Raw genomic sequence first — 24,013 nt, 5'->3', positions numbered from 1 at the left:
CCCTCCCCAGGAGGCACCATGCTGTCCCCCACACGTACGAGAGCGATGCTCCTGGCATCCGGCGCCGCGATCGCCGGACTGCTGGTGGGCGGGCTCTCGGCGGGCGTCTCGCACGCTGCCGACAACGAGTCGTGTCGCCCCGACGGGCTGTACAAGACCGCGGGGGTCGACGTCCCGTACTGCTCGGTCTACGACTCCGAAGGCCGCGAGAAGATGGGCGCCGACCACCAGCGCCGCGTCATCGGATACTTCACCGGCTGGCGCACCGGCAAGGACGGCACCCCCGCCTACCTCGCCAACAACATCCCGTGGTCCAAGGTCACCCACCTGAACTACGCCTTCGCCCACGTGGGCGCCGACAACAAGATCTCGGTCGGCGCGGACGGCACGAACAACGCCGCCACCGGGATGACCTGGCCCGGCGTGGCCGGAGCCGAGATGGACCCGGCCCTCCCGTACAAGGGCCACTTCAACCAGCTCACCAAGTTCAAGAAGCAGTACCCCAACGTCAAGACGCTGATCTCGGTCGGCGGCTGGGCGGAGACCGGGGGCTACTTCGGCGACGACGGCAACCGCGTCGCCTCCGGCGGCTTCTACTCGATGGCCACGAACGCCGACGGCTCGGTCAACCAGGCCGGCATCGACACCTTCGCCGACTCCTCGGTCGAGTTCATCCGGAAGTACGGCTTCAACGGCGTCGACATCGACTACGAGTACCCGACGACGATGAAGGACGCGGGCAACCCGCTGGACTGGCAGCTGGCCAACGCCCGCCGCGCCGGCCTGGTCCAGGGCTACGCGGCCCTGATGAAGTCCCTGCGCGAGAAGCTCGACCGCGCGGGCGCCGCCGACGGCAAGCACTACCTGCTCTCCGTCGCCGCCCCCTCCTCCGGCTACCTGCTGCGCGGCATGGAGACCTTCCAGGTCCAGAAGTACCTGGACTACGTCAACATCATGTCCTACGACCTGCACGGCGCCTGGAACGAGTACGTCGGCCCCAACGCCTCGCTCTTCGACGACGGCAAGGACGGCGAACTGGCCGCCGCGGGCGTCTACTCCACCTCCCAGTACGGCGGCATCGGCTACCTCAACACCGACTGGGCCTACCACTACTTCCGCGGCTCGATGCCGGGCGGCCGCATCAACATCGGCCTGCCCTACTACACCCGCGGCTTCAAGAACGTGCAGGGCGGCACCGACGGCCTGTGGGGCAAGGCACCCGCGACCACCTGCCCGGCCGGCGCGGGCCTGACCAAGTGCGGTGACGGCGCGGTCGGCATCGACAACCTGTGGCACGACAAGGACACCAACGGCGTCGAGTCCCCGGCGGGCTCCAACCCGATGTGGCACGCCAAGAACCTGGAGAAGGGGGTCGTCGGCGACTACGTCACCAAGTACGGCTTCCCGGCGAACACCACGCTGACCGGCAGCTACGTCCGCAAGTACGACTCCACCCTGGTGGCGCCGTGGCTGTGGAACGCGCAGAAGAAGGTCTTCCTCTCGACGGAGGACGAGCAGTCGGTGGCCGCCAAGGCCGACTACGTGGTGAACAAGGGCATCGGCGGCACGATGGTCTGGGAGCTCGCGGGCGACTACGCGTACAACGCGGCCAAGGGCCAGTACGAGATGGGCGACACGCTCACCGACGTGATGTACCAGAAGTTCAAGTCGGCCTCCCCGTACGGCGCGAAGAAGTCCAACGCGGCGCTTCCCGCCCAGGCGGTGAACATCAAGACGGAGTTCACCGAGTTCAAGCTGGGCGACTCCAACTACCCGCTCACCCCGAAGCTCAAGATCACCAACAACACGAACACGACGCTGCCCGGCGGCACCGAGTTCCAGTTCGACTACGGGACCTCGGCCCCGGACAACGCCTCCGACCAGTCGGGCTTCGGCACGAAGGTGATCAGCAGCGGTCACACCGGCACCAACGTCGGCGGCCTGAAGGGCGACTTCCAGCGGGTCTCCCTGAAGCTCCCGGCCTGGCAGACGCTGGCCCCCGGCGCCTCCGTCGACCTGGCGTTCAACTACTACCTGCCGGTCTCCACGCCCTCCAACTGGACGGTGAACATCGCCGGCACCACCTACGCCCTCGCCGGTGACCTGGCACGCGGCACCACGGTGACGGAACCGGGCGGCACCCAGCCCCCGACCACCCCGCCGACCACTCCCCCGACCACGCCGCCCACCACTCCTCCCCCGACGGGCGGGACCTGCACCAGCCCGGCGTACGTGGCGGGCACGGTCTACAACAGCGGCAACCTCGTCTCCCACAAGGGCCGCACCTGGAAGGCCCAGTGGTGGACGCAGAACGAGGAGCCCGGCACCACCGGGGAATGGGGCGTCTGGAAGGACCAGGGCGCCTGCTGACCCCGATCCGTGCATGAGCGGGTGAGGACCCGGTGGCCCGGCGGCCACCGGGTCCTCGCCTTTGCCTAGGCTGTCCCGGTGAACACCCATGTCGCCGCGACCGACGCGGACTTCGAGGAACACCGGTCCCGGATGTTCGGCATCGCCTACCGCATGCTGGGCTCCGCCGCGGAGGCCGAGGACACCGTGCAGGACGCGTACCTGCGCTGGGTGTCGGCGGACCGCGCCGACATCCGGCAGCCGGGGGCCTGGCTCGCCAAGGTCGTCACGAACCTGTGCCTCAACCACCTCACCTCGGCGCGCGTCCGGCGCGAGGAGTACGTCGGCCCCTGGCTGCCGGAGCCGGTGCTCACCGGGGACGGGACGCTCGGCCCGCTGGAGTCGGCGGAGCAGCGGGACAGCGTGTCCATGGCCCTGCTGGTGCTGCTGGAGCAGCTCACGCCGGTGGAACGGGCGGTCTACGTGCTGCGCGAGGCCTTCGCGTACGGCCACCGGGAGATCGCCGAGCTCCTGGACCTCGGCGAGGCCAACTGCCGCCAGCTCTACCGGCGGGCGGCGGCCCGGGTGGCGGCGGAGCGGGCGGCCACCGAGGAGCGGCGCTTCGAACCGGACCCCGAGCGGTGGCAGAGCCTCGTGGAGACCTTCCTCTCGGCGGCCCGCGGCGGGGACCTGGAACGACTGGAGGGCCTGCTGACGGCCGACGTGCGGTACGTGTCGGACGGCGGCGGCGTGGTCGGCGCGGCGCTGCGGCCGATCCTGGGGCGGGACAAGGTGGCCCGGTTCTCGATCGGGGTGCTGGCGAAATTCGCCGGGGGCCTGCCGGTCACCGTCGCGGAGGTCAACGGCACGCCCGCGCTGCTCTTCGGCGAGGCGGCGGTCCTCTTGGTGGAATTCGAGAACGGACTGGTCAGCGGCATCAACACGGTGGTCAATCCGGAAAAGCTGGCCTTCCTCCGGCGGCAGCTGTCACATTCCTGAGGGCTGTCCGGTCCGAGCTGGCGAAGAGACGTTCCCGGCGGAAGGCGGACCCCATGAGCACCATCCTCGTCACCGGAGGCACCGGCACCCTCGGCACGCTGGTCGTGTCCCGGCTTCGGGAGGCGGGCCACGAGGTCCGCGTACTGAGCCGGCACGCCCCCGAGTACCCGGTGGACCTGCAGGACGGAAGCGGACTGGACGCGGCGATGGCGGGCGCGGAGGTGGTCGTGCACTGCGCGAGCAACACGCGCCGCGCGGGCAAGGGCGACGAGGTGGGCACGGGGCACCTGATCGAGGCGGCCGGCCGGGCGGGGACGGTCGCCAACATCGTCTACATCTCGATCGTCGGGGTGGACGTGGTTCCGCTCGGCTACTACCAGGCGAAGCTGCGGGTGGAACGGATGCTGGAGGGATCCGGGCTGGGGGTGACGATCCTGCGCACCACCCAGTTCCACGACCTGGTGGCGCAGGTGACCGACACGGCGGCGAAGCTGCCGGTCGTGCCGATGCCGAAGGGGGTCCCGGTGCAGCCGATCGCCGTCGAGGAGGTCGCGGACCGGCTGGCCGAGCTCGCGGTCCCGACCCCGGCGGGCCGGGTCCCCGACATGGGCGGCCCGCAGATCCGCCACCTGACGGACCTGGCCCGCACCTACCTGGAGGCGACCGGCCGCAGAGGCCGGGTGGTCCCCGTCCCGCTGGCGGGCAGGACGTACGCCGCCTTCCGCCGCGGCGGCCACCTGACCCCGTCCCACGCGGTGGGCAAGGTCACGTTCGCGGACTTCCTCGCGGCCCGCACTAGATGACAGGGCCGGGTGCGTGTAGGGGCGCTCCCCAGCGCGGCTCCGGCGGGGTGGGTTGGCGCGGCTCAAAGCCCGGGGCTCCGCCCCGCACCCCGCTCCTCAAACGCCGGAGGGGCTGGATTGTGCGGCGGGGCTGGAGGGTGCGGGGACGGGTGTGTGCAGGGGCGCTCCCCGCAGGGCGCCGAACACAAGGTGCCCCGGCCCGCCGACCCCCAGCGCGGCTCCGCCGGGGAGGGCTGGTGCGGCTCAAAGCCCGGGGCTCCGCCCGGACCCCGCCGGGCTCTGCCCGGACCCGCTCCTCAAACGCCGGAGGGGCTGGATTGTGCGGCGGGGCTGGATGGTGCGGGGCCGGGTGTGTGCAGGGGCGCTCCCCGCAGGGCGTCGAACACAAGGTGCCCCGGCCCACCGACCCCCCGACACGTTCGACGCCCGAGGAGACGCACCGGAACACACCCGGCCCAAGCCGAACCGGCGCAGCCAACCGGCCCGGCCCCGGCGTAGCCGACCGGCCCGGCCCCACCCGAGCGGCGCAGCCACTAGCCCTACCCCGTTACCCCCTACCCCCTACCCCCCGAACAGCGCCTCCTGTGCCGCCTCCCGTGCGGCCAGCCGGGCTCCGGCCAGGACCGCCGGGTCGCCCAGGGTCGTGGCGCGGATCTCCGTCGGGACCGGGGTCAGCTTCGTCAGGCGGTGGGCGACCCGGGCCGCCAAGGCGGGGCCGCCCGCGCGGCCGAGTTCGCCCCCGAGGACCACGCAGCCGGGGTCCAGGATCGCCGCGGCGGCCGCCGCGCCCAGCGCGAGCCGCTCGGCCAGGGCTTCGAGGAACGCCTCGCCGGCGGCTCCGGCCACCGCTTCCTCCGCCGGTCCGGCGAAGCCGTGTTCGCGTGCGAGCGCGGTCACGCCGTCCCGGCCCGCCAGGGCGTGGAAGCCGCCCCCGCAGTCGGCGGCCGAGGGCAGGCCCCCTGTGCCCGGTACCGGGAGGAAGCCGATCTCGCCCGCCCCTCCCGAGGCGCCCCGGCGCAGCCGCCCGTCCAGGACCACCGCCGCGCCCACCCCCGCGCCGAGCCACAGGAGCACGAAGGAGTCCAGGCCGCGGGCGACGCCCAGGCGTTGCTCGGCGAGGGCGGCCAGGTTGGTCTCGTTCTCGACCACCACCACGGCGGGCAGGGTCCGCTGCAGGGCGGTCACCAGGTCGCGGTGCCAGGCCGGCAGGCCGCTGGTGTCGCGGAGTTCGCCGGTGGCCGGGGTGACCAGGCCGGGGGCCCCGATGACGACGGTGTGGAGGGGCGCGGCGCCGGCCTCGTGCGCGGTGCGCAGCAGGGCCGCCACCGCGTCCTCGGGTGCGCCGACGGGCAGGGCGGCCTCGGCCAGGTGGTGGCCGAGCAGGTCGGTGACGACGGCGGTGACCCGGTCCGTGCGGACGTCCAGGGCGGCCAGGTGGGCGCGGTTCGCGACGATCCCGTACAGCTTGGCGTTCGGGCCGCGCCGCTGTGCGCCGGACTCCCCGACGACCTCGATCAGCCCGGCTCCGGCGAGCCGGTCGACGAGGTCGGCGACGGAGGGGCGGGAGAGCCCGGTCTTGGACTTGAGCTGGGTGGCCGTCAGCGGCCCGGACTCCTGGAGGAGTCGCAGGGCGAGGCGGTCGTTGATGGCCCGGGCCGTGCTGGGCGAGGCGGGGGACGGTACCGGGGCGGGGGCGGAAGTCACGGCGCCCATCCTAGGGAGTCGGGGCCGTTATCTATCAGGCAGGGTCCCTGATAGTTTATTGGTCATGACCGGGGACAACGACCTCAGCCCGGCGCGCCTGCGCCATGCCCGTTTCGCCATCGCCGCCGTCTTCTGCGTCCACGGCGCGGTCACCGGCTCCTTCGCCACCCGCATCCCCTGGATCCAGGACCACGCCCAGCTCAGCGCGGGCACCCTGGGCCTCGCCCTCGCCTTCCCCGCCCTCGGTGCCGCGTTCGCGATGCCGCTCGCCGGGCGGATCAACCACCGGTTCGGCGCGCGTGCGGCGCTGCGCGGACTGCTGGCGCTGTGGACCCTCGCCCTGATCCTGCCGAGCCTCGCCCCGAACCTGCCCGTCCTGTGCCTCGTGCTCCTCGTCTACGGGGCCACCGCCGGCATGTCGGACGTGGCGATGAACGCGCTGGGCGTGGAGACCGAGAACCGGCTGGGCCGCTCGGTCATGTCCTCCCTCCACGGCATGTGGAGCGTGGGCGCGCTGCTCGGTTCCGCCGCCGGGACGGTCGCCGCGCACACCGGGACCGATGCCCGGCTGCACCACCTGGTGGCCGCAATCGTCCTGACCGCGGGCGGGCTGGTCGCCGTACAGGGGGTGCTGGACCTGAGGAGCGACGGGGAGGCGCCGGCGCCCCCGCACTTCGCGCTGCCCCCGAAGTCCGCGCTGCTCATCGGGGCGATCGGGTTCTGCGCGGTGTTCGCCGAGGGCGCGAGCCTGGACTGGTCGGCGGTCTACCTGCGGGACGTGCTGCACACCGACGCAGGCCTGGCGGCCGCCTCCACCACGGCGTTCGCGCTCACGATGGCCGTGGCCCGGCTCGCCGGGGACCGGGTGGTGGACCGGTTCGGGCCGGTGCGCACGGTCCGGGCGGGCGGCGTACTGGCCACCGCGGGCGGGCTGCTCGTGGTCGGCGTCCGGGATCCGGCCGCGGCGCTGGCCGGCTTCGGGATGATCGGGCTCGGCATCGCGGTGGTGGTCCCGCTGGCCTTCGCCGCGGCGGGGCGCAGCGGGCCGGCCCCGGCGCAGGCGATCGCCGGTGTCGCGACGATCACCTACACCTCGGGGCTGATCGCGCCGTCGGCGATCGGCGCGGTGGCGGACGCGAGCTCGCTGGTGGTGTCCTTCGGGCTGGTCACGCTGCTGGCCTTCGCGCTGGTCGTGGGCGCCGCGGTGCTGCGCCGGCGGCCTCCGGTGGGGCAGTCTGGGGGCGGGACCGGCGAGAAGGCCGGTCCGGCCGATCTGGACGAACCCATCGATATCCGGCCGTAATATGTCGACTGGCCGCAGCGGCACGATCCGTGCGCTGCGGCCTCGACGTGTGAGCGGCCGGCGCTGCGGCCGTCCGGAGAAGAGGAGTGGAACATGGGCCTCGGCGTGGGCTGGACCCTGCACGGAGACGGGCGGACCCCCGCCCCCGGCGCGGTGGTACGGCCGGAGGAGCGGCTGTCGTGGCCGCGGACCGCCGGGCTGGGCGCCCAGCACGTCGTGGCGATGTTCGGCGCGAGCTTCGTCGCTCCGGTCCTGATGGGCCTGGACCCGAACCTGGCCATCATGATGTCCGGCGTCGCGACGGTGATCTTCCTCCTCGCGACGCGCGGCCGGGTCCCGTCCTACCTGGGCTGCTCGCTGTCGTTCGTCGGTGTCGCGGCGGCCATCCGGGCCTCGGGCGGGGACAGTGCGGTGGTCACGGGCGCCTGCTTCACCGTCGGCGTGGCGCTGTTCCTGGCCGGTCTGGCGGTGCAGCGCTTCGGCGCCCGCGTCATCCACACGGCGATGCCGCCCATCGTGACGGGCGCGGTGGTGATGCTGATCGGCTTCAACCTGGCTCCGGTGACGGCGTCCACGTACTGGCCGCAGGACCAGTGGACGGCGTTGCTGACCATGCTCTTCACCGGGTTCGCCGTGGTCTGCCTGCGCGGCTTCTGGTCGCGCATCGCGATCTTCCTGGGGCTGGTCTTCGGGTACACGATCTCCTGGCTCTTCGACCTGATCTTCGGGAAGATCCACTCGACGGTGGGCGGGGAGGCCGCCGTGGACCACTGGCGCCTGGACCTGTCCGCGGTCGCGAAGGCCGACTGGATCGGCCTGCCGTCCTTCCACGGGCCGTCCTTCGAGTGGTCGGCGATCCTGATCGCCCTGCCCGTGGTGATCGCGCTGATCGCCGAGAACGCGGGCCACATCAAGGCCGTGGGCGAGATGACCGGCGACCCCCTCGACGACAAACTGGGCACGGCCATCGCGGCGGACGGCGCCGCGTCGATGCTGTCCACGGCGGTCGGCGGCCCGCCCAACACCACGTACTCCGAGAACATCGGCGTCATGGCGGCCACCCGGGTCTACTCCACGGCCGCCTACTGGGCGGCGGCGGGCTTCGCGCTGCTCTTCGGTCTGTGCCCCAAGTTCGGCGCGGTCGTCGCCGCGATCCCGGGCGGCGTCCTCGGCGGCATCACCGTCATCCTGTACGGCATGATCGGCCTGCTCGGCGCCCAGATCTGGATCAACGGCCGGGTGGACCTGCGCAATCCGCTGAACCTGGTGCCGGCCGCGGCGGGCATCATCATCGGCGTCGGCGGTGTGAAGCTGCAGATCACCGACAGCTTCGAGCTGGGCGGCATCGCGCTGGGCACGATCGTGGTGATCGCGGGCTATCACGCGCTGCGCCATTTCGCCCCCGCGCACCTGAAGCCGCAGGAGCCCCTGCTCGACGCGGGCACGTCCGCCTACGACGACGGCGGGGAGGCTCAGGACAAGCCCCGTTGACGGGGTTTCGCCCGAATCGGGGAAGCGTACGGCCAAGTTCCCCGGTTCCGCGGCGGCGCCTGCGACTCTGCCTCCCATGGAAGCGGTGCTGGCGCGGATGCGCGCCCTGGACGAGCGGCTGCCGCCGCAGGACGGTGTCGCCGTCTTCAACCGGGTCTACCTGACGGTGACGGAGACCTTGCACCGGCGGATCGAGCACGGGGGGTTCCCGGCGCCGCGCCGGGCGCAGACCCTCAGCGTGCGGTTCGCGGAGCGGTACCTGACGGCGGTGGAGGCGGACCGGGCCCCGGCCTGCTGGCGCCCCCTCCTCCAGTACCGGCGCCATCCCGGGATCCGCCCGCTCCAGCACGCGCTGGCCGGGATCAACGCGCACATCGGCCACGACCTGGCGCTCGCCGTGGTGGCCACCTGCGGTGAGCTGGAGTGCGAACCGCGGGCCCTGGAGGCGGACTTCGACCGGGTCGGCGACACGCTGGTCTCACTGGAGGAACACATCCGGGAGGACCTGATGCCGGGCCCGGACCTGCTGGAGATCGCCGACCCGCTGACGCACCTGGTCGGCTCGTGGAGCCTGGAGCGCGCCCGCGCGGGCGCCTGGGCGGCGGCCCGCCTGCTGTGGACGCTGCGCCGCTCCCCCGAACTGGCCGAGGAGTTCACGAAGTCCCTGGACGCCGGCGTCGGCCTGGTCGGCCGCTGCCTGCTGACGCCCGTCAGGACGCCCTCGGCAGCGGGCCGGTCCCCGAGCCGGGCCTGACCCGCACGGCCCGGACGGACCACGGGCGCCTAGGCTCGCGCGATGGGCAGTTTCACCACGCACCGCCTCCGGGCGCACGACCCCGCGCGTTCGCCGGCGCTGCGCTTCGCCGCGCTGTGCACGTGCCTCGCCGAGTTCGCCCCGTACGGGTTCCGCGCGACCTACCACCACCTGTGCCGCAGCGCGGGGATCCCGCCCGAGCCGGAGCAGGACCCGGAGGCGGTGGTGCGGGCGGTCGAGGAGCTGCACGCGGCGCGGGAGGTCTGGTTCGCCGCGTTCCGGGTCTGGAAGGGCGCGCGCCGGGTGGAGAAGCTCGCCGGGGTACGGGTCCCCCGGTCGCCGGAGCCGCGCCGCGTGCTGTGGTGCCCCGATCCGGGCTTCCACCCGGCCGGACCGCTCGCGGCGGTGATGCCGCGCATCCTGAGTGCCCCGCCGGGAGCCCTGTCGCGCTGCCCGGTCTGCCCGGAGGGCCGGGGCACGGTGCCCTGGCACGACGGGACCCTGGTCCACCGGCTGTGCGCGGGCTGCGGGGTGAGCCTCGCCCACCGGCCGGTTCCGCACGATCCCCGCGTCGCCGCCGACCGGGCGGAGCGGTGGCGGCCGGTCTGGAGGCGGCGGGCATGAGAACGGGCCGCCGGCCCGCGTGCTGACGTTCGCGGGGCGGCGGCCCGTGATCAGGGGGCCGGGAGGGGTCAGTCCTCCGGCAGTTCGACCGGGGCGATGTCGTCGTAGACGTCGCCCGGGCCCGGGTTGGTGGAGTCCGTGGACCCGCCGAGGTGGTGCATGACGCCCCAGACGGCGTTGAGGGCGGTCTGGACCGCGCCCTCGGCCCAGCCGGCCGTCCAGGAGATGTCGTCGCCCGCGAGGAAGATGCCGCGCTTGTCCTCGGGGAGGCGCTCCTGCATGAAGTGCGTGAACAGGCGGCGCTGGTAGCGGTAGTGGCCCGGGAGGTTGGCCTTGAACGCGCCCATGAAGTAGGGCTCGTCCTCCCAGGACACGGTGACCGGGTTGCCGATGATGTGCCGGCGGATGTCGACCTTGGGGTAGATCTCGCCGAGGGACTTCAGCATGACCTCCATCCGCTCGTTCGCGGACAGCGGCAGCCACTTGAGGCTGTCGTCGCACCAGGTGTACGAGAGGCAGATGACGGCGGGCTTGTCCGGGCCGTTGTCCAGCAGGTACGTGCCGCGGGTCATGCGGTCCGTGAGGGTCATCGACATGACGTCGCGGCCGGTCTCCTCGTCCTTGTCCAGCCAGAACGGCCGGTCGACGGGGACGAACAGCTTGGACGACTCCATGTAGTGGGTGCGCTCGATCGCCGTCCAGTGGTCGATCGGGAACAGCGTGTCGTCGCACTCGATCTTCGACAGCAGCATCCAGGACTGGGCCGTGAAGATCGCGGCGCGGTACGTGCGGATGTCGCCGGAGGAGTCGGTGACCGTGATGCGGTTGCCGGCCGTGCGGTGCAGGCGGGTGACCGCCGGGCGCGGGGTGCCGTCGTGCAGGGAGGACAGCGAGGTGCCCTGGGCCCAGTGGACGATCTTCTCCGGCTCGCGCTCCCACAGGCGCAGCGGCAGCTGCTGCGAGCCGCCCACGATGCCGCGGTGGTGGTCGTCGGCCTCGGTGTAGACGACGCGCAGGATCTCCAGGATGGAGTTCGGGAAGTCGGTGTCCCAGCCGCCCGTGCCGAAGCCGACCTGGCCGAAGATCTCGCGCTTGCGGAAGGACTTGAAGGCCTCCGACTTGCAGAGGAAGCCGTAGAAGGTCTCGTCGTCGAGCTTCTCGACGAGCTTGGCCCAGATCTCGCGGATGCGCGGGACGTCCCGCTCGCGCATCGCGGTGTTCATGTCGGAGAAGTCGGCGCCCTCGTCGAGGCAGGCGTTCCAGGCCTCGGCGACGTCGCGGTAGATCTGCGGGAGGTCCGCGATCGTCTCGGCGTAGTGCGTCTCGCCCTTGAGGTCGACGACCGTCGAGGGGGTGGCCTCGGCGAGCGGGTTCGGGAAGGGCTCCGTGACCAGGCCGACGAGGTCGATGTAGTGCTGCAGGGCCGTGGAGGAGGGCGGGAAGCGCATGGCGCCCATCTCGGCGGTGAGACCCTCGGTCTCGGCACCCTCGAAGCCGACGGTGCGCAGCCGGCCGCCGATCTGGTCGGCCTCGTAGACGACGGGCTTGAGGCCCATCTTCATGAGCTCGTAGGCCGAGATGATGCCGGAGAGTCCGCCGCCGATGACGGCGACCTCGGTGCCGAGCTCGGTCGCGGGTATCTGGCCGAGCCCCGCCGGGTGGGCGAGGAAGTCGTCGTACGCGTACGGGAAGTCCGGGCCGAACATGGTGATCGGCGGCTGTCCGTCGCTGTGCGGGACGGCGGTGGTGGGCACCGTGGACGTCATGGGGGTACGTCTCCTTGCGGCAGGGCTGGGGGAAGAGGTCTTAGACGAGGGAGGCGTAGAGCCCGGGGCGGCGGTCGCGCAGGTAGGGGTTGTTCTCGCGCGACGCGGCCAGCAGTTCGGGGTCGGCCTCGCCGAACACCATCTCCTCGCCGCGGCCGGCCCGGGTCCGGGTGACCCCGTCGGGGCTCGCCAGGCAGCTGAGTCCGACGAACTCGAACTCGCCTTCCGGGCCGGTGCGGTTGACGTACGCGATGTACATCTGGTTCTCGAAGGCCCGTACGGGGACGAGCTGTTCGGCGACGAACTGGAACGGGTGCATCTGCGCGGTCGGCACCAGGAGGAGGTCGGTGCCGGCGAGCGCGTGCGCCCGGACGTTCTCGGGGAACTCCACGTCGTAGCAGATCATGATGCCGATGCGGAGGCCGTTCAGGTCCGCCTGGACGACGGGGGTGTCGCCGGGGGTGAAGGCGTCCTGTTCGAAGCAGCCGAAGAGGTGGGTCTTGCGGTAGTTCGCGAGCCGCACCCCGTCGGGGCCGATGAGCTGTGCCGCGTTGTAGACGGCGTCGCCGGCCCGCTCCGGGTAGCCGTACAGGACGGCGATGCCGTGGCGGCGGGCGATCTCGCCGATGGCGACGGCGGACGGGCCGTCGGCCGGTTCGGCGATCCCGGGGATGTCCTGGAGGTCCAGCGCGTAGCCGGTCAGGAACATCTCCGAGGTGACGAGGAGCCCGGAACCGCCCTGCGCGGCACGTGCCGCCGCCTCGTCGAGCGCCTTGAGGTTCTGGGCGGTGTCGCCGAGAACTCCGGAGCTCTGGAGGAGGGCGGTGCGCAGCGCAGGCATGGGCTACCTCTGTGACAGGAGGGGTGGGGTCATACGAAGGTACGTTCGCGCGTCGCACCCGGACAAGCCGTGACCGTTGCGCTGCGCGCATCGATTCGTTGCGTGTTCCACGACGGGTGCGGCGATTCGTTGCGCGGGACCCCCAGAGGCTCCCGGGGAACCCCTGGGGACCGCCGCGGACCCCCTCGGCGGGCCCCTCCTACGAGGCCTTGCGGAAGGCCGGGTGGCCGGCCAGGAAGTGCAGGTCGTCGAGGATGTCGGGGGTGTGGTCGGAGACGACGCGGCCGCTCCAGGTGTCGACGAGGGCCGGGACGGTGAGGGTGCCGTCGAAGTGGTGGCCGGCGGCCTCGTACGCGAGGCGCAGCGCGGTGTGCCCGGCCGCTTCGGTGGCGCAGCCGGTCCCGGGGCCGGCGAGGGCCTCGGGCTCGGTGTCGAGGACGGTGGTGGCGACGGAGTCCTCGATGCCCAGCGCGGCGAGGGCGGCGGCCACCTGCACGGAGCGCGGACAGCCGGGGCGGAGGTAGAGGCGGTAGCGGTGCGGGACGGGGGAGAACCCGGCCCCGATGCGGCCGCGCAGGGCGGGGGCCGGGCCGGTGCGGGGCAGGACGGTGTGGGACATGACGCTCCTGGGGCGGCGCGGGCGGTGGCCCGGGCGCGGTGCGGCCGGGCCGGCGTGGCGCCCTGGGCGGCAGGGCTCCGCCCGGGGCGGGGCGGTGCTGCGCAGGGCTGCGCTCCGGGCGGCGTGGCGCACGCCCGGTCCGGGTCACTCGTCTGTGAGGGGGGTCAGCCGCGCGGGCCGAATGCGCTGCACACCCGCAGGAGGTCGATGTGCAGGCGCCGGGTCAGCCACCAGCGCCGCGGGGTCGGGGCTCCCGCTTCCGCGGTCCGGGGTGTGTCCACCGGTCCTCCACCCCCGTCCTGTCCTCGGCGGCCCGCTGCGCGCTGGTTAGGCTTCCCGCGGCGGGCACGGTCCGTCGTGGCCGTCCCCCGCAGTCTCGTGGCGGCGCCCGGGGCCGTCAAGAAGGCGGTCGCGGACGATCGCGCCGCCCCACGGAAGGAGTCCCGCAGCCATGTCCCCCGAGACCGGCACCCTGCCCGACAGCGCCGTACTCGACAATCCGGTCTGGGCCGCACTGACCGGAACGCACCGCGGTTTCGCCGAGTCGGGGCCCGCGGGTCTGGCCGCCCGGTACGCCCTGGACACGTCCCCCTTCGCGGCGCTCGCCGACCCGGCGGATCCCCGGGCGTGGGCGGACCTCGCCGCGCTGGTGGGGCCGGGCCAGGAGGTCTGGGTGACCGGGCTGCCGACCCCGCCGCCGGACTGGGAGACGCTGGTGACCGTGCCGGGCGTGCAGCTGGACGGCCGGGCGGTACGGGCCGAGGCCGCGCCGGAGGCAGTCCCGCTGGGCCGCGCGGACGTGCCGGAGATGCTGGAGCTGGTCGGGCTGACCCGGCCGGGCCCGTTCCTGGACCGGACGGTCGAGCTGGGCACGTACCTCGGGATCCGCCACGAGGGCAGGCTCGTCGCGATGGCCGGGGAGCGGATGCGGCCGGCCGGCTGGTCGGAGATCAGCGCGGTGTGCACCCACCCGGACCACCGGGGCCGGGGCCTGGCCGCCCGGCTGACCCGTGCGGTCGCGGCGGCGGTACGGGAGCGCGGGGACAGCCCGTTCCTGCACGCGGCGGCGGCGAACACCGGGGCCGTCCGGCTCTACGAGTCGATGGGCTTCACGCCGCGCCGCCACCCGCTCTTCCTGGGCCTGCGCACACCGGCCCTGGAGGCCTGATCGGGAGGTACCGGGCGGGGCGGTGTTTCAGGGGCGGGTGTTTTAAGGGACGGGTGTTTCAAGGGACGGCGAGCGGTCACACGCGGGGCATCCCGAAGAAAGGAACCGTCATGAACGACGTGTCGCGCCTGCCCGGCGCCGTCCACCACTCCTGGCAGTGGCAGACCGGGGCGGCCTGCCGGGACCTGGGGTCCGGCCGCTTCTTCCATCCCGCCGGTGAGCGGGGCGAGGACCGCGAGGAGCGGGACGCCGCCGCGAAGCGGGTCTGCGCGGCCTGCCCGGTCCGGACGGCCTGCCTGGAGCACGCGCTGCGGACCCGCGAGCCGTTCGGCGTCTGGGGCGGCCTGACGGAGGAGGAGCGCCACGCGCTCCAGGGCCCGGCGGGACAGACCCTGGCGGCGCGGGCCTAGACGGAAGTCCGCGGGCCCGGGCCGGCATCGGCCGCCCGGGCCCCGGCCGTCTCCGAGGGGGTTACGCCGGGGCGCCGGAGGTGAAGCGGCGGAGCAGCGGGGAGAGGACCAGGACCGACTTGGTGCGCTCCACGAAGGGCTCGCCCGCGATGCGCTCCAGGACCCGCTCGAAGTGCCGCATGTCGGAGGCGAAGATCTGGACGAGGGCGTCCGCGTCGCCGGTGACGGTCGACGCGGACACCACCTCGGGGTAGCGCTCCAGTCCTCGCCGGATGTCGTCCGGCGAGGTGTTGTGGCGGCAGTAGATCTCGATGAAACCCTCGGTCTCCCAGCCCATGGCGGCCGGGTCCACACGGACGGTGAAGCCCGTGATGGCGCCTTCGGCGCGCAGCCGGTCCACGCGCCGCTTCACGGCGGGGGCGGAGAGCCCGACCTCGGAGCCGATGTCCGCGTAGGAGCGGCGGGCGTCCTCGGCGAGGGCGTGCACGATGCGTTCGTCGAGATCGTTCAGTCGCACGGGGGGTGAATCACTTCTATTCAGCGACCTCCGCGGCCGAGGCGGCCACGGCGGCCACAGTGGCCAGGCTGGAGCGGCGCATGCCGTAGAAGAAGTAGATCACGAGCCCGGCGACCATCCAGCCACCGAAGACCAGCCAGGTGATTCCGGGCAGCTCCGTCATCAGGTAGGCGCAGAGGAGGAAGCCCACGATCGGGGTGACCGGGAAGAGCGCGACCTTGAAGGTGCGGTTCATCTCGGGGCGGGTCTGGCGCAGGATGATGACGGCCACGTTGACGAGGGCGAACGCGAAGAGCGTGCCGATGCTGGTGGCGTTCGCCAGCTCACCCAGCGGGATGAACGCGGCGAGCAGTCCGCAGAAGAGGCAGACGATGATCGTGTTGACGCGCGGGGTGCCGGACTTCGGGTCGACCTTGGCGAAGGCCTTGGGCATCAGGCCGTCGCGGGACATGGCGAAGAGGATGCGGGTCTGGCCGTAGAGGACGGCGAAGACGACGCTGGCGATGGCGACGACGGCGCCCGCGGCGAGGACGACGCTCCAGAAGGAGTGTCCGGTGACGTTCTCCATGATCTGGGCCAGGGCGGCCTCGCTGCCCTCGAACTCCTGCCACGGCATGGCGCCGACGGCGACCAGGGCGACGAGGCAGTAGATCACGGTGACGATGCCGAGCGAGAGCATGATCGCGCGCGGCAGGTCCTTCTTCGGGTTCTTGGCTTCCTCACCGGCGGTGGAGGCGGCGTCGAAGCCGATGTACGAGAAGAAGAGCATCGACGCGGCGGTGCTGATGGCGGTGATGCCGAGCGGGGCCAGCGGGGTGTAGTTGCCGGCCTTGATGCCCATGAAGCCGATGACGATGAAGAGCGCCAGCGTCACGATCTTGACCGCGACCATGATCGAGTTGATCCGGGCGCTCTCCTTGGCCCCGCGGAGCAGGAAGACCATGCAGAGCAGGACCACGACCAGGGCCGGCATGTTGATGTAGCCGCCCTCGCCCAGCGGGGCGGAGAAGCCCTCGGGGATGGTGATGCCGAGGGTCCCGTCGAGCAGCTCGTTGAGGTACTGGCCCCAGCCGACGGCGACGGCCGCGACGGAGACGCCGTACTCGAGGATCAGGCACCAGCCGCAGACCCAGGCTATGAGCTCGCCCATGGTGGCGTAGGCGTAGGAGTACGAGGAGCCCGAGACGGGGATGGAGCCCGCGAGCTCGGCGTAGGAGAGCGCCGAGAACAGGGCGGTCAGGCCCGCGATGATGAACGCGATGAAGACGGCCGGGCCCGCGATCGGGGTGGCCTCGCCGAGGACGACGAAGATGCCGGTGCCCAGGGTGGCACCGATGCTGATCATGGTCAGCTGCCACATGGTGAGCGAGCGCTTGAGCGCACCGCCCTCACCCTGGCCGCCCTCGGCGACCAACTGCTCCACCGGCTTGCGGCGGAGCAGCGGGTTGACGGGCTTCGAGGCGAGCGGTGGCGCCTGGCCGTGGTCGAGCACGAGGGGACTCCTTGTCACTGCGGATCGGGGAGGTCGGGGATGAGGCGTCGACCGCGACGATCCGGAGCAGGACAGGGCCCGACGGGGGAAGGGCCTGAGCATGGGAGGACCGCCGAGCTGGCGATCCGCCACTCCACGTACAGCGAGTGAGCCTACGAGCTGAGTGATACCGCCCGTAATGCACCATCCTTGCACATTGGCGCACGATCGTTGCGCGGATCTGTCCGGGATGGTCCTTCGTTGCGTGCGGATGATCGATCGCTGCGCAGCCCTCCCTGAACCCCGATTATTGACACTTCGTCAGATGTGCCGCAGCGTGCCGCCTGACGGCATTGGTGGGACCGGAGGCGGTGGATCCGGGCCCGCGCGGGGTACGGGTCGCCGAGACCGCGACAGGGACCGCGACAGGGACCGCGACAGGGACCGCGACCGGGACCCGAAGGTTCCCGGACCGGGACCGCGGGCACGATCGGAGGCGAAGCGTGAGCAGACCGGGCGCTGACCAGCAGTGGCCGTGGCAGGATCCGCAGCCCTTCCTGCGCGGGGTCGCCTGGCTGGACAAGGGGCGCCCGGTGCGGGCCGACCCGGCGGACACCATGAGGCTGCCCTGGGACACCGGCGAGCGGGCCACCCTGCCCATAGGGGTCCGGCTGGAGTTCACCACCGAGACCGCGTGGGCGGTGGAGATCCGCTACCGGGCGACCGTGCCCGGCCCCACCGACGCCCTGCGCGACCTCGCGCACGGCTTCGCCCTGTGGGACCGGCACGGGGTGGTCGCCGAGGTGTTCACCGAACCGGCCGCGGAGGCCGTCGTGCGGATCGGCCTGGGGGGCGGCAACGGCCCGTTCACCATCCACCCGCCCGAGACCCAGTCCCCGCTGGTCCTCGGCCTGCGCGGGATCGGCGGCCCGCTCGCCCCGGCGCCGCCCGCCCCGCGCTGGGTGGTGCACGGCGACTCCATCACCGAGGGCTGGTGGTCCACCCGCCCCGCGCACGGCTGGCCCTCGGTCACCGGCCGGGCCCTCGGCTGGGACACCGTCAACCTCGGCTACGCGGGCGCCGCGCGCGGCGAGCTCACCACCGCCGAACAGCTCGCGGGCCTGCCCGCCGACGTCCTCACCCTCGCCTTCGGCACCAACTGCTGGTCCCGGGTGCCCTTCTCGGCGCCCCTGCTGTACGAGACCACGCGCGCCTTCCTCGAACTGGTCCGGCAGGGGCACCCGCGGACCCCGCTGCTGCTGGTCTCGCCGGTGCTGCGGCCCGACGCGGAGCGCACCCCGAACAAGCTCGGCGCCACCCTGGGCGCCCTGCGCGACGCGATGGAGCGCGCCGCCCGGGACCGGATCACCGCCGGGGACGACCGGCTCGCCGTCCTCCCCGGCCGGGACCTGCTCGGTCCCGAGCACCTGGAGGACGGGCTGCACCCCAACGACAGCGGACACCAAGTACTCGGCCTCGCTGTGGCCACGGCTCTGCGCCGTGCCGGGTTCGGCGCGGGGTGAGTGAAACAGCCCACACGAACTCCCTTGAACAGATCCCTGCCATCAGGGCGTGTCCTGAGCACAGTTGCCGCCACCGGGGGCGACGGCACGACAGACACCACACGTGGGAGAGATCAAGATGGGCATCAAGCGCGGAACCACCCTTGCAGCCGTCGCGATGACGGTCGTCCTCGCGGCGACCGCCTGCGGTACGTCGGACGACAAGGCGGCCGACAACACCCAGCCGGCCGGTGCCGCCGCCCAGGCCCCCGCCGCGGACGGCGGATACGGGGCCCCCGCCGCGGACGCGGGATCGGGCGCCAAGCCCGGCGGGCAGCTGGCCATCGCCAACAACGACCAGCTCGGCGCGGTGCTCACCGACAGCGCGGGGCTCACCCTCTACCGCTTCGACAAGGACACGGCCAAGCCGCCGAAGTCGAACTGCGACGGGGACTGCGAGAAGACCTGGCCGGTGGTCGCCGCCGGCGATGCCACCGCCGCGGCGGGCATGGACCCCTCGCTGCTCGGCGAGGTCGTGCGCAGCGACGGCAGCAAGCAGCTGACGGTGGCCGGCTGGCCCGCGTACCGCTACAACAAGGACGCCAAGGCGGGCGACTTCAACGGCCAGGGCGTCGGCGGGGTGTGGTTCGCGCTCGGGCCGGACGGCAAGAAGGCCGCCAAGGGGGCGGCGACCGAGGGGGCACCGCCGGCCGCGGGCGGCGCCGCCGAGGCCGACGGGAAGCTGTCGGTGGCCAAGGACCCCAAGCTGGGCGACCACATCGTCGACGGCAAGGGCATGACCGTCTACCGGTTCAAGCCGGACACCCAGTGGCCGATGACCTCCAAGTGCGTGGGCGACTGCCTGAACAAGTGGCCGGTCGTTCCGCCGGTGGAGAAGGCCAAGGACAAGGGGATCGCCGAGAAGAACTACACGGTGCTCAACCGCCCGGACGGCCTGAAGCAGCAGAGCGTCGACTGCTGGCCCGTCTACACCTTCACCGGTGACAAGAAGCCCGGCGACATCAACGGCCAGGGCGTGGGCGGCACCTGGTACGCCGTCTCCCCCGACGGCAAGCTCATCACCGTCCAGTAGCCCCCGCCCATCCCCTCACTCCCCCCACCACGGTCGCGCGGCCCCCGCCCCCCATCCCCCCGGGGCGGGGGCCGCGCCCCGTTCCGCCGCGGCGCGCCGCTCCCTAGACTCGGCGGCATGCTGCGCGTACTGGCCGTCGACGACGAGAAGCCGCTCCTTGAGGAACTCCTCTACCTGCTGCGCTCGGACCCCCGCGTGCTCAGCGCGGAGGGCGCCTCGGACGCCACCGAGGCCCTGCGCCGGGTCACCCGGGCTCTGGAGTCCGGACCGGACGGGGCCGACGGCATCGACGTGGTCTTCCTCGACATCCACATGGCCGGGCTGACCGGTCTGGACATCGCCCGGCTGCTGGCCGGGTTCGCGCAGCCGCCGCTGATCGTGTTCGTCACCGCCCACGAGGGCTTCGCCGTACAGGCCTTCGACCTGAAGGCCGTGGACTACGTGCTCAAGCCGGTGCGCCCCCAGCGGCTGGCCGAGGCCGTCCGGCGGGCCTGCGCCCAGCTGGGGCGCGCCGAGGAGGCGCCGGTGGCCGCCGAGCCGGCGGGCCCGTCGGCCGTCGTGCCACCGCGCCGCCCGGCCGCCGAGGTCACGGTCGCCGACCGCGCCCCGGAGCAGATCGCGGTCGAACTGGGCGGGGTCACCCGCTTCGTGGCGATCGCCGACATCGCCTACGTCGAGGCGCAGGGCGACTACGCCCGCCTGCACACCGACGAGGGCAGCCACCTCGTCCGGATCCCCGTGTCCACGCTGGAGGAGCGCTGGGCGGCGCGCGGGTTCGTACGGATCCACCGCCGCCATCTGGTGGCGCTGTCGCGGATCGACGAGATCCGGCTGGACGCGGGCACGACCAGTGTCCGGGTCGGGGCGGCGGAGCTCCAGGTCAGCCGCAGGCACGCACGGGAGCTGCGGGACCTCCTGATGCGGCAGGCCACTGGCTGAAAGCGGCCGCCGCCGGGGCCCGTTCGGGCCGCCCGTCCGGCGGCGCGCGACCGTCCGGCGCGCGCGGGCGCCGTTCGTCGCGCCGGGACGGACGTACGGCGATCCGCCGGAGCCGTCGGCCGCACCGGCGGCGGGAACGGCCCGTCCCCGCCGGCACCCCTGCGTATCGTGGATCTTCCGGCGCGGGAGGAGCGAGATGTCCGAGATCCAGGCGCTGGTCGACGCCCTGAGCGGACTGCCCCGTACCCGGCCCGCCGGGCCCGCCGAGGCGGAGGTGCTGCTGGCCCGGCTGCGCAGTGCGGCCGCCCGCTGGGCCGACATCCTGTACGAGGCCCGCGAGGGGGTCCGCGAGCAGGTGCCGCCGCGTGCGGAGGCTGCCCTGACGCTGGCCTTCCGGCGTGCGGAGGAGTCGTACGTGGAGCTGGAGATCGCCCTGCGCGACTGCGCCGAGCACCGCGACCCGGCCCTCTGATCCACGCGCGGGGCGGGGTCCCGGGCGGCGCCCCGGCAGCGGCGGCGCAGGGCCGGAACGTACCTGTTGCCAGGTCGGAGCCCGTGCGTAGACTCCGGTCTCCACTCCACTCCCCTGCGCCGAAGGACCCCACCGGTGAACCAGACGTACGCGCTGACCGCGGTCGCCGTCGTCGTGGTGGCCACCGTCCTGGTCGGCGCGCTGGGCCTGCGCATATCCCGGACCACCTCCGACTTCTACGTGGCCTCGCGCACGGTGGGGCCCCGGCTCAACGCGGCGGCCATCAGCGGGGAGTACCTCTCGGCCGCGTCCTTCCTGGGAGTGGCCGGGCTGGTGCTGCTCCAGGGGCCCGCGATGCTCTGGTACCCGGTGGGCTACACGGCCGGGTACGTGGTGCTGCTCGCGCTGGTGGCGGCCCCGCTGCGGCGCTCCGGCGCGTACACGCTGCCGGACTTCGCGGAGGCCCGGCTGGAGTCGCAGGCGGTGCGCCGGATCGCGGTGCTGTTCGTGGTCGGGGTCGGCTGGCTGTACCTGCTGCCGCAACTGCAGGGCGCCGGGCTGACGCTGGAGATCCTGACCGGGGCCCCGCACTGGGTCGGCGGGCTGGTCGTGGCCTTCGTGGTGAGCGCGGCCGTGGCCGCCGGCGGAATGCGCAGCATCACCTTCGTGCAGGCCTTCCAGTACTGGCTCAAACTCACCGCCCTGCTGGTCCCGGCCTTCTTCCTGCTGGCCGCCTGGGCCGGGGACGGGGCGCCGCGGGCCACCTTCGACACCCCGGCGGTCTTCCGGGAGCACACCTCGGTGACGCTCGCGGAGGACGTGCGGCTGTCCCTGGACGAGCCGCTGACGGTCACCGTGACCGGTCAGGTGGACGGGCAGAGCCACGTCGGGGCCCCGCTGACCCTGGCCCCCGGCGCGCATTCCGTACGGGCGCACGCGCGGCTGGAGTTCGCCCCGGACACGCCCGTCCCGGACACCCGCGCGGAAGCCGGTCTCGGGGTGTCCAGCTGGTCGGAGCCGCTGTCCGGGGACCGCCCGGAGCACCGGCTGTACGCCACCTACGGGCTGATCCTGGCCACCTTCCTCGGCACCATGGGCCTGCCGCACGTGGCGGTGCGCTTCTACACCAGCCCCAACGGGCGGGCCGCGCGGCGCACCACGCTGGTCGTGCTCGGCCTGGTCGGCGCCTTCTACCTGCTGCCGCCGGTGTACGGGGCGCTGGGCCGGATCTACGCCCCCGAACTCGCCCTGACCGGCGACGCGGACGCGGCGGTGCTGGTGCTGCCCGAGCGGATGCTGGGCGGGCTGCTCGGCGAGCTGCTGGGGGCGCTGCTGGCCGGGGGCGCCTTCGCCGCGTTCCTGTCGACCGCCTCGGGGCTGACGATGGCGGTGGCCGGGGTGCTGCACCAGGACGTGCTGCCGGCGCGCGGGGTGCGCAGCTTCCGTTCGGCGGTGCTCGTGGCGATCCTGGTGCCGCTGGCCGGGAGCGTGGCGGCGACGGAGGTGCCGGTGGCGGACGCGGTGGGCCTGGCCTTCGCCGTGTCCGCGTCGTCGTTCTGTCCGCTGCTGGTGCTGGGCATCTGGTGGCGCGGGCTGACCCCGCCCGGGGCGGTTGCGGGGCTGGTCACCGGCGGCGGGGCGGCGCTGAGCGCGGTGCTGGCGACCCGGACGGGGCTGGCTCCGGCGGGCTGGGTGCACACGCTGCTGGCGTGGCCCGCGGTGTGGTCGGTGCCGCTCGGGTTCCTGACGATGGTCGCGGTGTCGCTGGCCACCCGGTCGCGGGTCCCGGCCGGGACAGCGGCCACCCTGGCCCGGCTGCACCTGCCGGAGAACGTGGCCGTGGACGGGGCGTGGGGGTCCCCCCGGCGGAGCGAGGGGGAGGGCGTGCGATGAGCGGGCTGTGTCCGGCCGTGCCGGTGCTGCTGGCGGTGGCGGGTGCGGTCCTGCTGCTGGCCGCGGGCTGGGCGGCGGGCCGCCGGCACGCCCGGCGCGGTGAACGGGCGGCCGGGCCGGACCTCGGGACGCCGGTGGAGCGGGCCACCTTCCACACCCTGCACACGGCTTCGCTGGCCGCTCCCCCGCTGCGCGCCGGGCTCACCGAGGACGCCGCCCGCAAGGCCGCCCGGCGGCTGCGGTCGCTGCTGGGCACCGAGGCCCTGTGCCTCACGGACCGGGAGTCGGTGCTGGCCTGGGACGGCCCGGGCGCCGACCACCACGAGCGGCGGGCGATGGCCCGGGTGGCGGTGATGCTGGAGTCGGGGCGCAGCCAGAGCGTGCGGACCGAGTGCCAGCGGCCCGACTGCCCGCTGAAGTGGGCGGTGGTGGCGCCGCTCACCGGCGAGGACGGAATGCTGGGCGCGCTGGTCGCGTACGGGTCGCGGGAGTCCGCGGTGCTGGTGCGGGCCGCGACGGAGGTCGCCCGGTGGGTGTCCGTACAGCTGGAGCTGTCCGAGCTGGACCGCTCGCGGACCCGGCTGATGGAGGCGGAGATCAAGGCGCTGCGGGCGCAGATCTCCCCGCACTTCATCTTCAACTCGCTGGCCGCGATCGCCTCGTTCGTCCGCACCGATCCGGAGCACGCCCGGGAACTGCTGCTGGAGTTCGCGGACTTCACCCGGTACTCCTTCCGGCGGCACGGCGACTTCACCACGCTCGCCGAGGAGTTGCGCTCCATCCAGCAGTACCTGGCGCTGGCCGGCGCCCGGTTCGGCGACCGGCTGAAGGTGACCTTGCAGGTGGCGCCGGAGGTGCTGCCGGTGGCGCTGCCGTTCCTGTGCCTGCAGCCCCTGGTGGAGAACGCCGTCAAGCACGGGCTGGAGGACTCCACCGAGGAGTGCCGGATCACCATCACCGCGCAGGACGCGGGCGCGGAGGCGGTGATCACCGTCGAGGACAACGGGGTGGGGATGGATCCGGCCCTGCTGCGCCGGATCCTGGCCGGGGAGCACGGCGGTTCCTCCTCCGGCATCGGGCTGCCCAACGTCGACGAGCGGATCCGGCAGGTGTACGGGGACGAGTACGGGCCGGTGATCGAGACGGGCGTCGGCGCCGGCATGAAGGTCACCATCCGCATTCCCAAATACCGTGCGGGCGTGCACAGTTCACCCTCGGGACACCATCTCCCCCGCCCCTGAGCGACCGATCCCGTGTCATCCTGGGAGGGGCGCGGCGCGACCGGTGGGGGAACC

Annotated in this window: 21 protein-coding genes; 15 read left to right on the top strand and 6 right to left on the bottom strand. The window is 73.1% G+C overall.

What is annotated here, in order from left to right:
• Nucleotides 1-18 precede the first annotated feature (18 nt).
• The 3 genes from ACIPYQ_RS27810 (at nucleotide 19) to ACIPYQ_RS27800 (ending at nucleotide 4,151) form a co-directional block, all read left to right on the top strand.
• On the top strand, nucleotides 19-2,370 hold the full coding sequence (locus ACIPYQ_RS27810) for a chitinase C-terminal domain-containing protein (protein ID WP_401256253.1): 2,352 nt from the start codon (nucleotides 19-21) through the stop codon (nucleotides 2,368-2,370).
• Between the two features lie 78 nt (nucleotides 2,371-2,448).
• Complete coding sequence (locus ACIPYQ_RS27805; protein ID WP_401256251.1) at nucleotides 2,449-3,348, top strand: RNA polymerase sigma-70 factor; 900 nt, start codon at nucleotides 2,449-2,451, stop codon at nucleotides 3,346-3,348.
• Between the two features lie 53 nt (nucleotides 3,349-3,401).
• Nucleotides 3,402-4,151 (top strand): SDR family oxidoreductase, encoded by a 750-nt coding sequence (locus ACIPYQ_RS27800; protein ID WP_401256249.1) that lies wholly within the window; start codon nucleotides 3,402-3,404, stop codon nucleotides 4,149-4,151.
• 561 nt (nucleotides 4,152-4,712) lie between these two features.
• On the opposite strand, the gene ACIPYQ_RS27795 is transcribed toward ACIPYQ_RS27800, so the two are convergent.
• Nucleotides 4,713-5,864, bottom strand: a complete 1,152-nt coding sequence (locus ACIPYQ_RS27795; RefSeq protein ID WP_401256246.1) for an ROK family protein — start codon at nucleotides 5,862-5,864, stop codon at nucleotides 4,713-4,715.
• Nucleotides 5,865-5,919: 55 nt separating this feature from the next.
• On the opposite strand from ACIPYQ_RS27795, the gene ACIPYQ_RS27790 reads away from it, so the two are divergent.
• From ACIPYQ_RS27790 to ACIPYQ_RS27775, 4 genes are all read left to right on the top strand, one after another.
• On the top strand, nucleotides 5,920-7,158 hold the full coding sequence (locus ACIPYQ_RS27790) for an MFS transporter (RefSeq protein WP_401256244.1): 1,239 nt from the start codon (nucleotides 5,920-5,922) through the stop codon (nucleotides 7,156-7,158).
• A 93-nt stretch (nucleotides 7,159-7,251) separates the two neighbouring features.
• Nucleotides 7,252-8,649 (top strand): uracil-xanthine permease family protein, encoded by a 1,398-nt coding sequence (locus ACIPYQ_RS27785; RefSeq protein ID WP_401256241.1) that lies wholly within the window; start codon nucleotides 7,252-7,254, stop codon nucleotides 8,647-8,649.
• Between the two features lie 76 nt (nucleotides 8,650-8,725).
• On the top strand, nucleotides 8,726-9,403 hold the full coding sequence (locus tag ACIPYQ_RS27780) for a DUF5995 family protein (RefSeq protein ID WP_401256239.1): 678 nt from the start codon (nucleotides 8,726-8,728) through the stop codon (nucleotides 9,401-9,403).
• Nucleotides 9,404-9,445: 42 nt separating this feature from the next.
• Nucleotides 9,446-10,027, top strand: coding sequence for a hypothetical protein (locus ACIPYQ_RS27775; RefSeq protein ID WP_401256236.1), 582 nt, complete (start codon nucleotides 9,446-9,448; stop codon nucleotides 10,025-10,027).
• A 68-nt stretch (nucleotides 10,028-10,095) separates the two neighbouring features.
• Here ACIPYQ_RS27775 and ACIPYQ_RS27770 read toward each other — a convergent pair whose 3' ends face one another.
• From ACIPYQ_RS27770 to ACIPYQ_RS27760, 3 genes are all read right to left on the bottom strand, one after another.
• Complete coding sequence (locus ACIPYQ_RS27770) at nucleotides 10,096-11,793, bottom strand: NAD(P)/FAD-dependent oxidoreductase (protein ID WP_030729671.1); 1,698 nt, start codon at nucleotides 11,791-11,793, stop codon at nucleotides 10,096-10,098.
• A gap of 40 nt (nucleotides 11,794-11,833) precedes the next feature.
• Entirely contained in the window at nucleotides 11,834-12,634 is an 801-nt protein-coding gene (locus tag ACIPYQ_RS27765; RefSeq protein WP_361767974.1) for a carbon-nitrogen hydrolase family protein, read from the bottom strand.
• 199 nt (nucleotides 12,635-12,833) lie between these two features.
• Entirely contained in the window at nucleotides 12,834-13,253 is a 420-nt protein-coding gene (locus ACIPYQ_RS27760; protein ID WP_401256232.1) for a hypothetical protein, read from the bottom strand.
• Between the two features lie 451 nt (nucleotides 13,254-13,704).
• Here ACIPYQ_RS27760 and ACIPYQ_RS27755 point away from each other — a divergent pair, with 451 nt between their 5' ends.
• Nucleotides 13,705-14,421 (top strand): GNAT family N-acetyltransferase, encoded by a 717-nt coding sequence (locus ACIPYQ_RS27755; RefSeq protein ID WP_401256229.1) that lies wholly within the window; start codon nucleotides 13,705-13,707, stop codon nucleotides 14,419-14,421.
• Between the two features lie 110 nt (nucleotides 14,422-14,531).
• Nucleotides 14,532-14,831: a WhiB family transcriptional regulator gene (locus tag ACIPYQ_RS27750; protein WP_401256226.1), complete on the top strand. Its 300-nt coding sequence runs from the start codon at nucleotides 14,532-14,534 to the stop codon at nucleotides 14,829-14,831.
• Nucleotides 14,832-14,892: 61 nt separating this feature from the next.
• Here ACIPYQ_RS27750 and ACIPYQ_RS27745 read toward each other — a convergent pair whose 3' ends face one another.
• Together ACIPYQ_RS27745 and ACIPYQ_RS27740 are read right to left on the bottom strand one after the other, a co-directional pair.
• On the bottom strand, nucleotides 14,893-15,348 hold the full coding sequence (locus tag ACIPYQ_RS27745; protein WP_030027017.1) for an Lrp/AsnC family transcriptional regulator: 456 nt from the start codon (nucleotides 15,346-15,348) through the stop codon (nucleotides 14,893-14,895).
• Nucleotides 15,349-15,364: 16 nt separating this feature from the next.
• The gene (locus tag ACIPYQ_RS27740; protein ID WP_361767962.1) at nucleotides 15,365-16,840 is read right to left on the bottom strand and encodes an amino acid permease; all 1,476 of its coding nucleotides are present in this window, start codon (nucleotides 16,838-16,840) and stop codon (nucleotides 15,365-15,367) included.
• A 482-nt stretch (nucleotides 16,841-17,322) separates the two neighbouring features.
• On the opposite strand from ACIPYQ_RS27740, the gene ACIPYQ_RS27735 reads away from it, so the two are divergent.
• From ACIPYQ_RS27735 to ACIPYQ_RS27710, 6 genes are all read left to right on the top strand, one after another.
• A complete protein-coding gene (locus tag ACIPYQ_RS27735) occupies nucleotides 17,323-18,342 on the top strand; it encodes a GDSL-type esterase/lipase family protein (RefSeq protein ID WP_401256221.1) in 1,020 nt (339 codons plus the stop codon).
• Between the two features lie 118 nt (nucleotides 18,343-18,460).
• Nucleotides 18,461-19,414, top strand: coding sequence for an SCO0930 family lipoprotein (locus ACIPYQ_RS27730; RefSeq protein ID WP_401256381.1), 954 nt, complete (start codon nucleotides 18,461-18,463; stop codon nucleotides 19,412-19,414).
• Between the two features lie 117 nt (nucleotides 19,415-19,531).
• Nucleotides 19,532-20,353: a LytR/AlgR family response regulator transcription factor gene (locus ACIPYQ_RS27725; RefSeq protein WP_401256218.1), complete on the top strand. Its 822-nt coding sequence runs from the start codon at nucleotides 19,532-19,534 to the stop codon at nucleotides 20,351-20,353.
• A 196-nt stretch (nucleotides 20,354-20,549) separates the two neighbouring features.
• Nucleotides 20,550-20,825 (top strand): hypothetical protein, encoded by a 276-nt coding sequence (locus tag ACIPYQ_RS27720; protein ID WP_385901520.1) that lies wholly within the window; start codon nucleotides 20,550-20,552, stop codon nucleotides 20,823-20,825.
• 135 nt (nucleotides 20,826-20,960) lie between these two features.
• Nucleotides 20,961-22,718 carry a cation acetate symporter gene (locus ACIPYQ_RS27715; RefSeq protein WP_401256214.1) on the top strand — a complete coding sequence of 586 codons (1,758 nt, stop codon included), beginning with the start codon at nucleotides 20,961-20,963 and terminating at the stop codon, nucleotides 22,716-22,718.
• Nucleotides 22,715-23,959: a histidine kinase gene (locus ACIPYQ_RS27710; protein ID WP_361767944.1), complete on the top strand. Its 1,245-nt coding sequence runs from the start codon at nucleotides 22,715-22,717 to the stop codon at nucleotides 23,957-23,959. Before ACIPYQ_RS27715 ends, ACIPYQ_RS27710 begins: the two co-directional genes overlap by 4 nt.
• Nucleotides 23,960-24,013 lie beyond the last annotated feature (54 nt).

This window comes from Streptomyces sp. NPDC090045, assembly GCF_044747975.1.
Classification (GTDB): Bacteria; Actinomycetota; Actinomycetes; order Streptomycetales; family Streptomycetaceae; genus Streptomyces.
Note: the sequence above shows the minus strand (reverse complement) of the source record. Positions and strands in the feature narration are given on the sequence as shown.

Bases quoted from the DNA above. Each gene is read 5' to 3' on its own strand.
- ACIPYQ_RS27710 (WP_361767944.1), top strand. From the start codon at position 22,715: ATGAGCGGGCTGTGTCCGGCCGTGCCGGTGCTGCTGGCGGTGGCGGGT.
- ACIPYQ_RS27795 (WP_401256246.1), bottom strand. From the start codon at position 5,864: ATGGGCGCCGTGACTTCCGCCCCCGCCCCGGTACCGTCCCCCGCCTCG.
- ACIPYQ_RS27810 (WP_401256253.1), top strand. From the start codon at position 19: ATGCTGTCCCCCACACGTACGAGAGCGATGCTCCTGGCATCCGGCGCC.
- ACIPYQ_RS27775 (WP_401256236.1), top strand. From the start codon at position 9,446: ATGGGCAGTTTCACCACGCACCGCCTCCGGGCGCACGACCCCGCGCGT.
- ACIPYQ_RS27790 (WP_401256244.1), top strand. From the start codon at position 5,920: ATGACCGGGGACAACGACCTCAGCCCGGCGCGCCTGCGCCATGCCCGT.
- ACIPYQ_RS27720 (WP_385901520.1), top strand. From the start codon at position 20,550: ATGTCCGAGATCCAGGCGCTGGTCGACGCCCTGAGCGGACTGCCCCGT.
- ACIPYQ_RS27800 (WP_401256249.1), top strand. From the start codon at position 3,402: ATGAGCACCATCCTCGTCACCGGAGGCACCGGCACCCTCGGCACGCTG.
- ACIPYQ_RS27730 (WP_401256381.1), top strand. From the start codon at position 18,461: ATGGGCATCAAGCGCGGAACCACCCTTGCAGCCGTCGCGATGACGGTC.
- ACIPYQ_RS27750 (WP_401256226.1), top strand. From the start codon at position 14,532: ATGAACGACGTGTCGCGCCTGCCCGGCGCCGTCCACCACTCCTGGCAG.
- ACIPYQ_RS27755 (WP_401256229.1), top strand. From the start codon at position 13,705: ATGTCCCCCGAGACCGGCACCCTGCCCGACAGCGCCGTACTCGACAAT.
- ACIPYQ_RS27760 (WP_401256232.1), bottom strand. From the start codon at position 13,253: ATGTCCCACACCGTCCTGCCCCGCACCGGCCCGGCCCCCGCCCTGCGC.
- ACIPYQ_RS27770 (WP_030729671.1), bottom strand. From the start codon at position 11,793: ATGACGTCCACGGTGCCCACCACCGCCGTCCCGCACAGCGACGGACAG.
- ACIPYQ_RS27765 (WP_361767974.1), bottom strand. From the start codon at position 12,634: ATGCCTGCGCTGCGCACCGCCCTCCTCCAGAGCTCCGGAGTTCTCGGC.
- ACIPYQ_RS27785 (WP_401256241.1), top strand. From the start codon at position 7,252: ATGGGCCTCGGCGTGGGCTGGACCCTGCACGGAGACGGGCGGACCCCC.
- ACIPYQ_RS27725 (WP_401256218.1), top strand. From the start codon at position 19,532: ATGCTGCGCGTACTGGCCGTCGACGACGAGAAGCCGCTCCTTGAGGAA.
- ACIPYQ_RS27780 (WP_401256239.1), top strand. From the start codon at position 8,726: ATGGAAGCGGTGCTGGCGCGGATGCGCGCCCTGGACGAGCGGCTGCCG.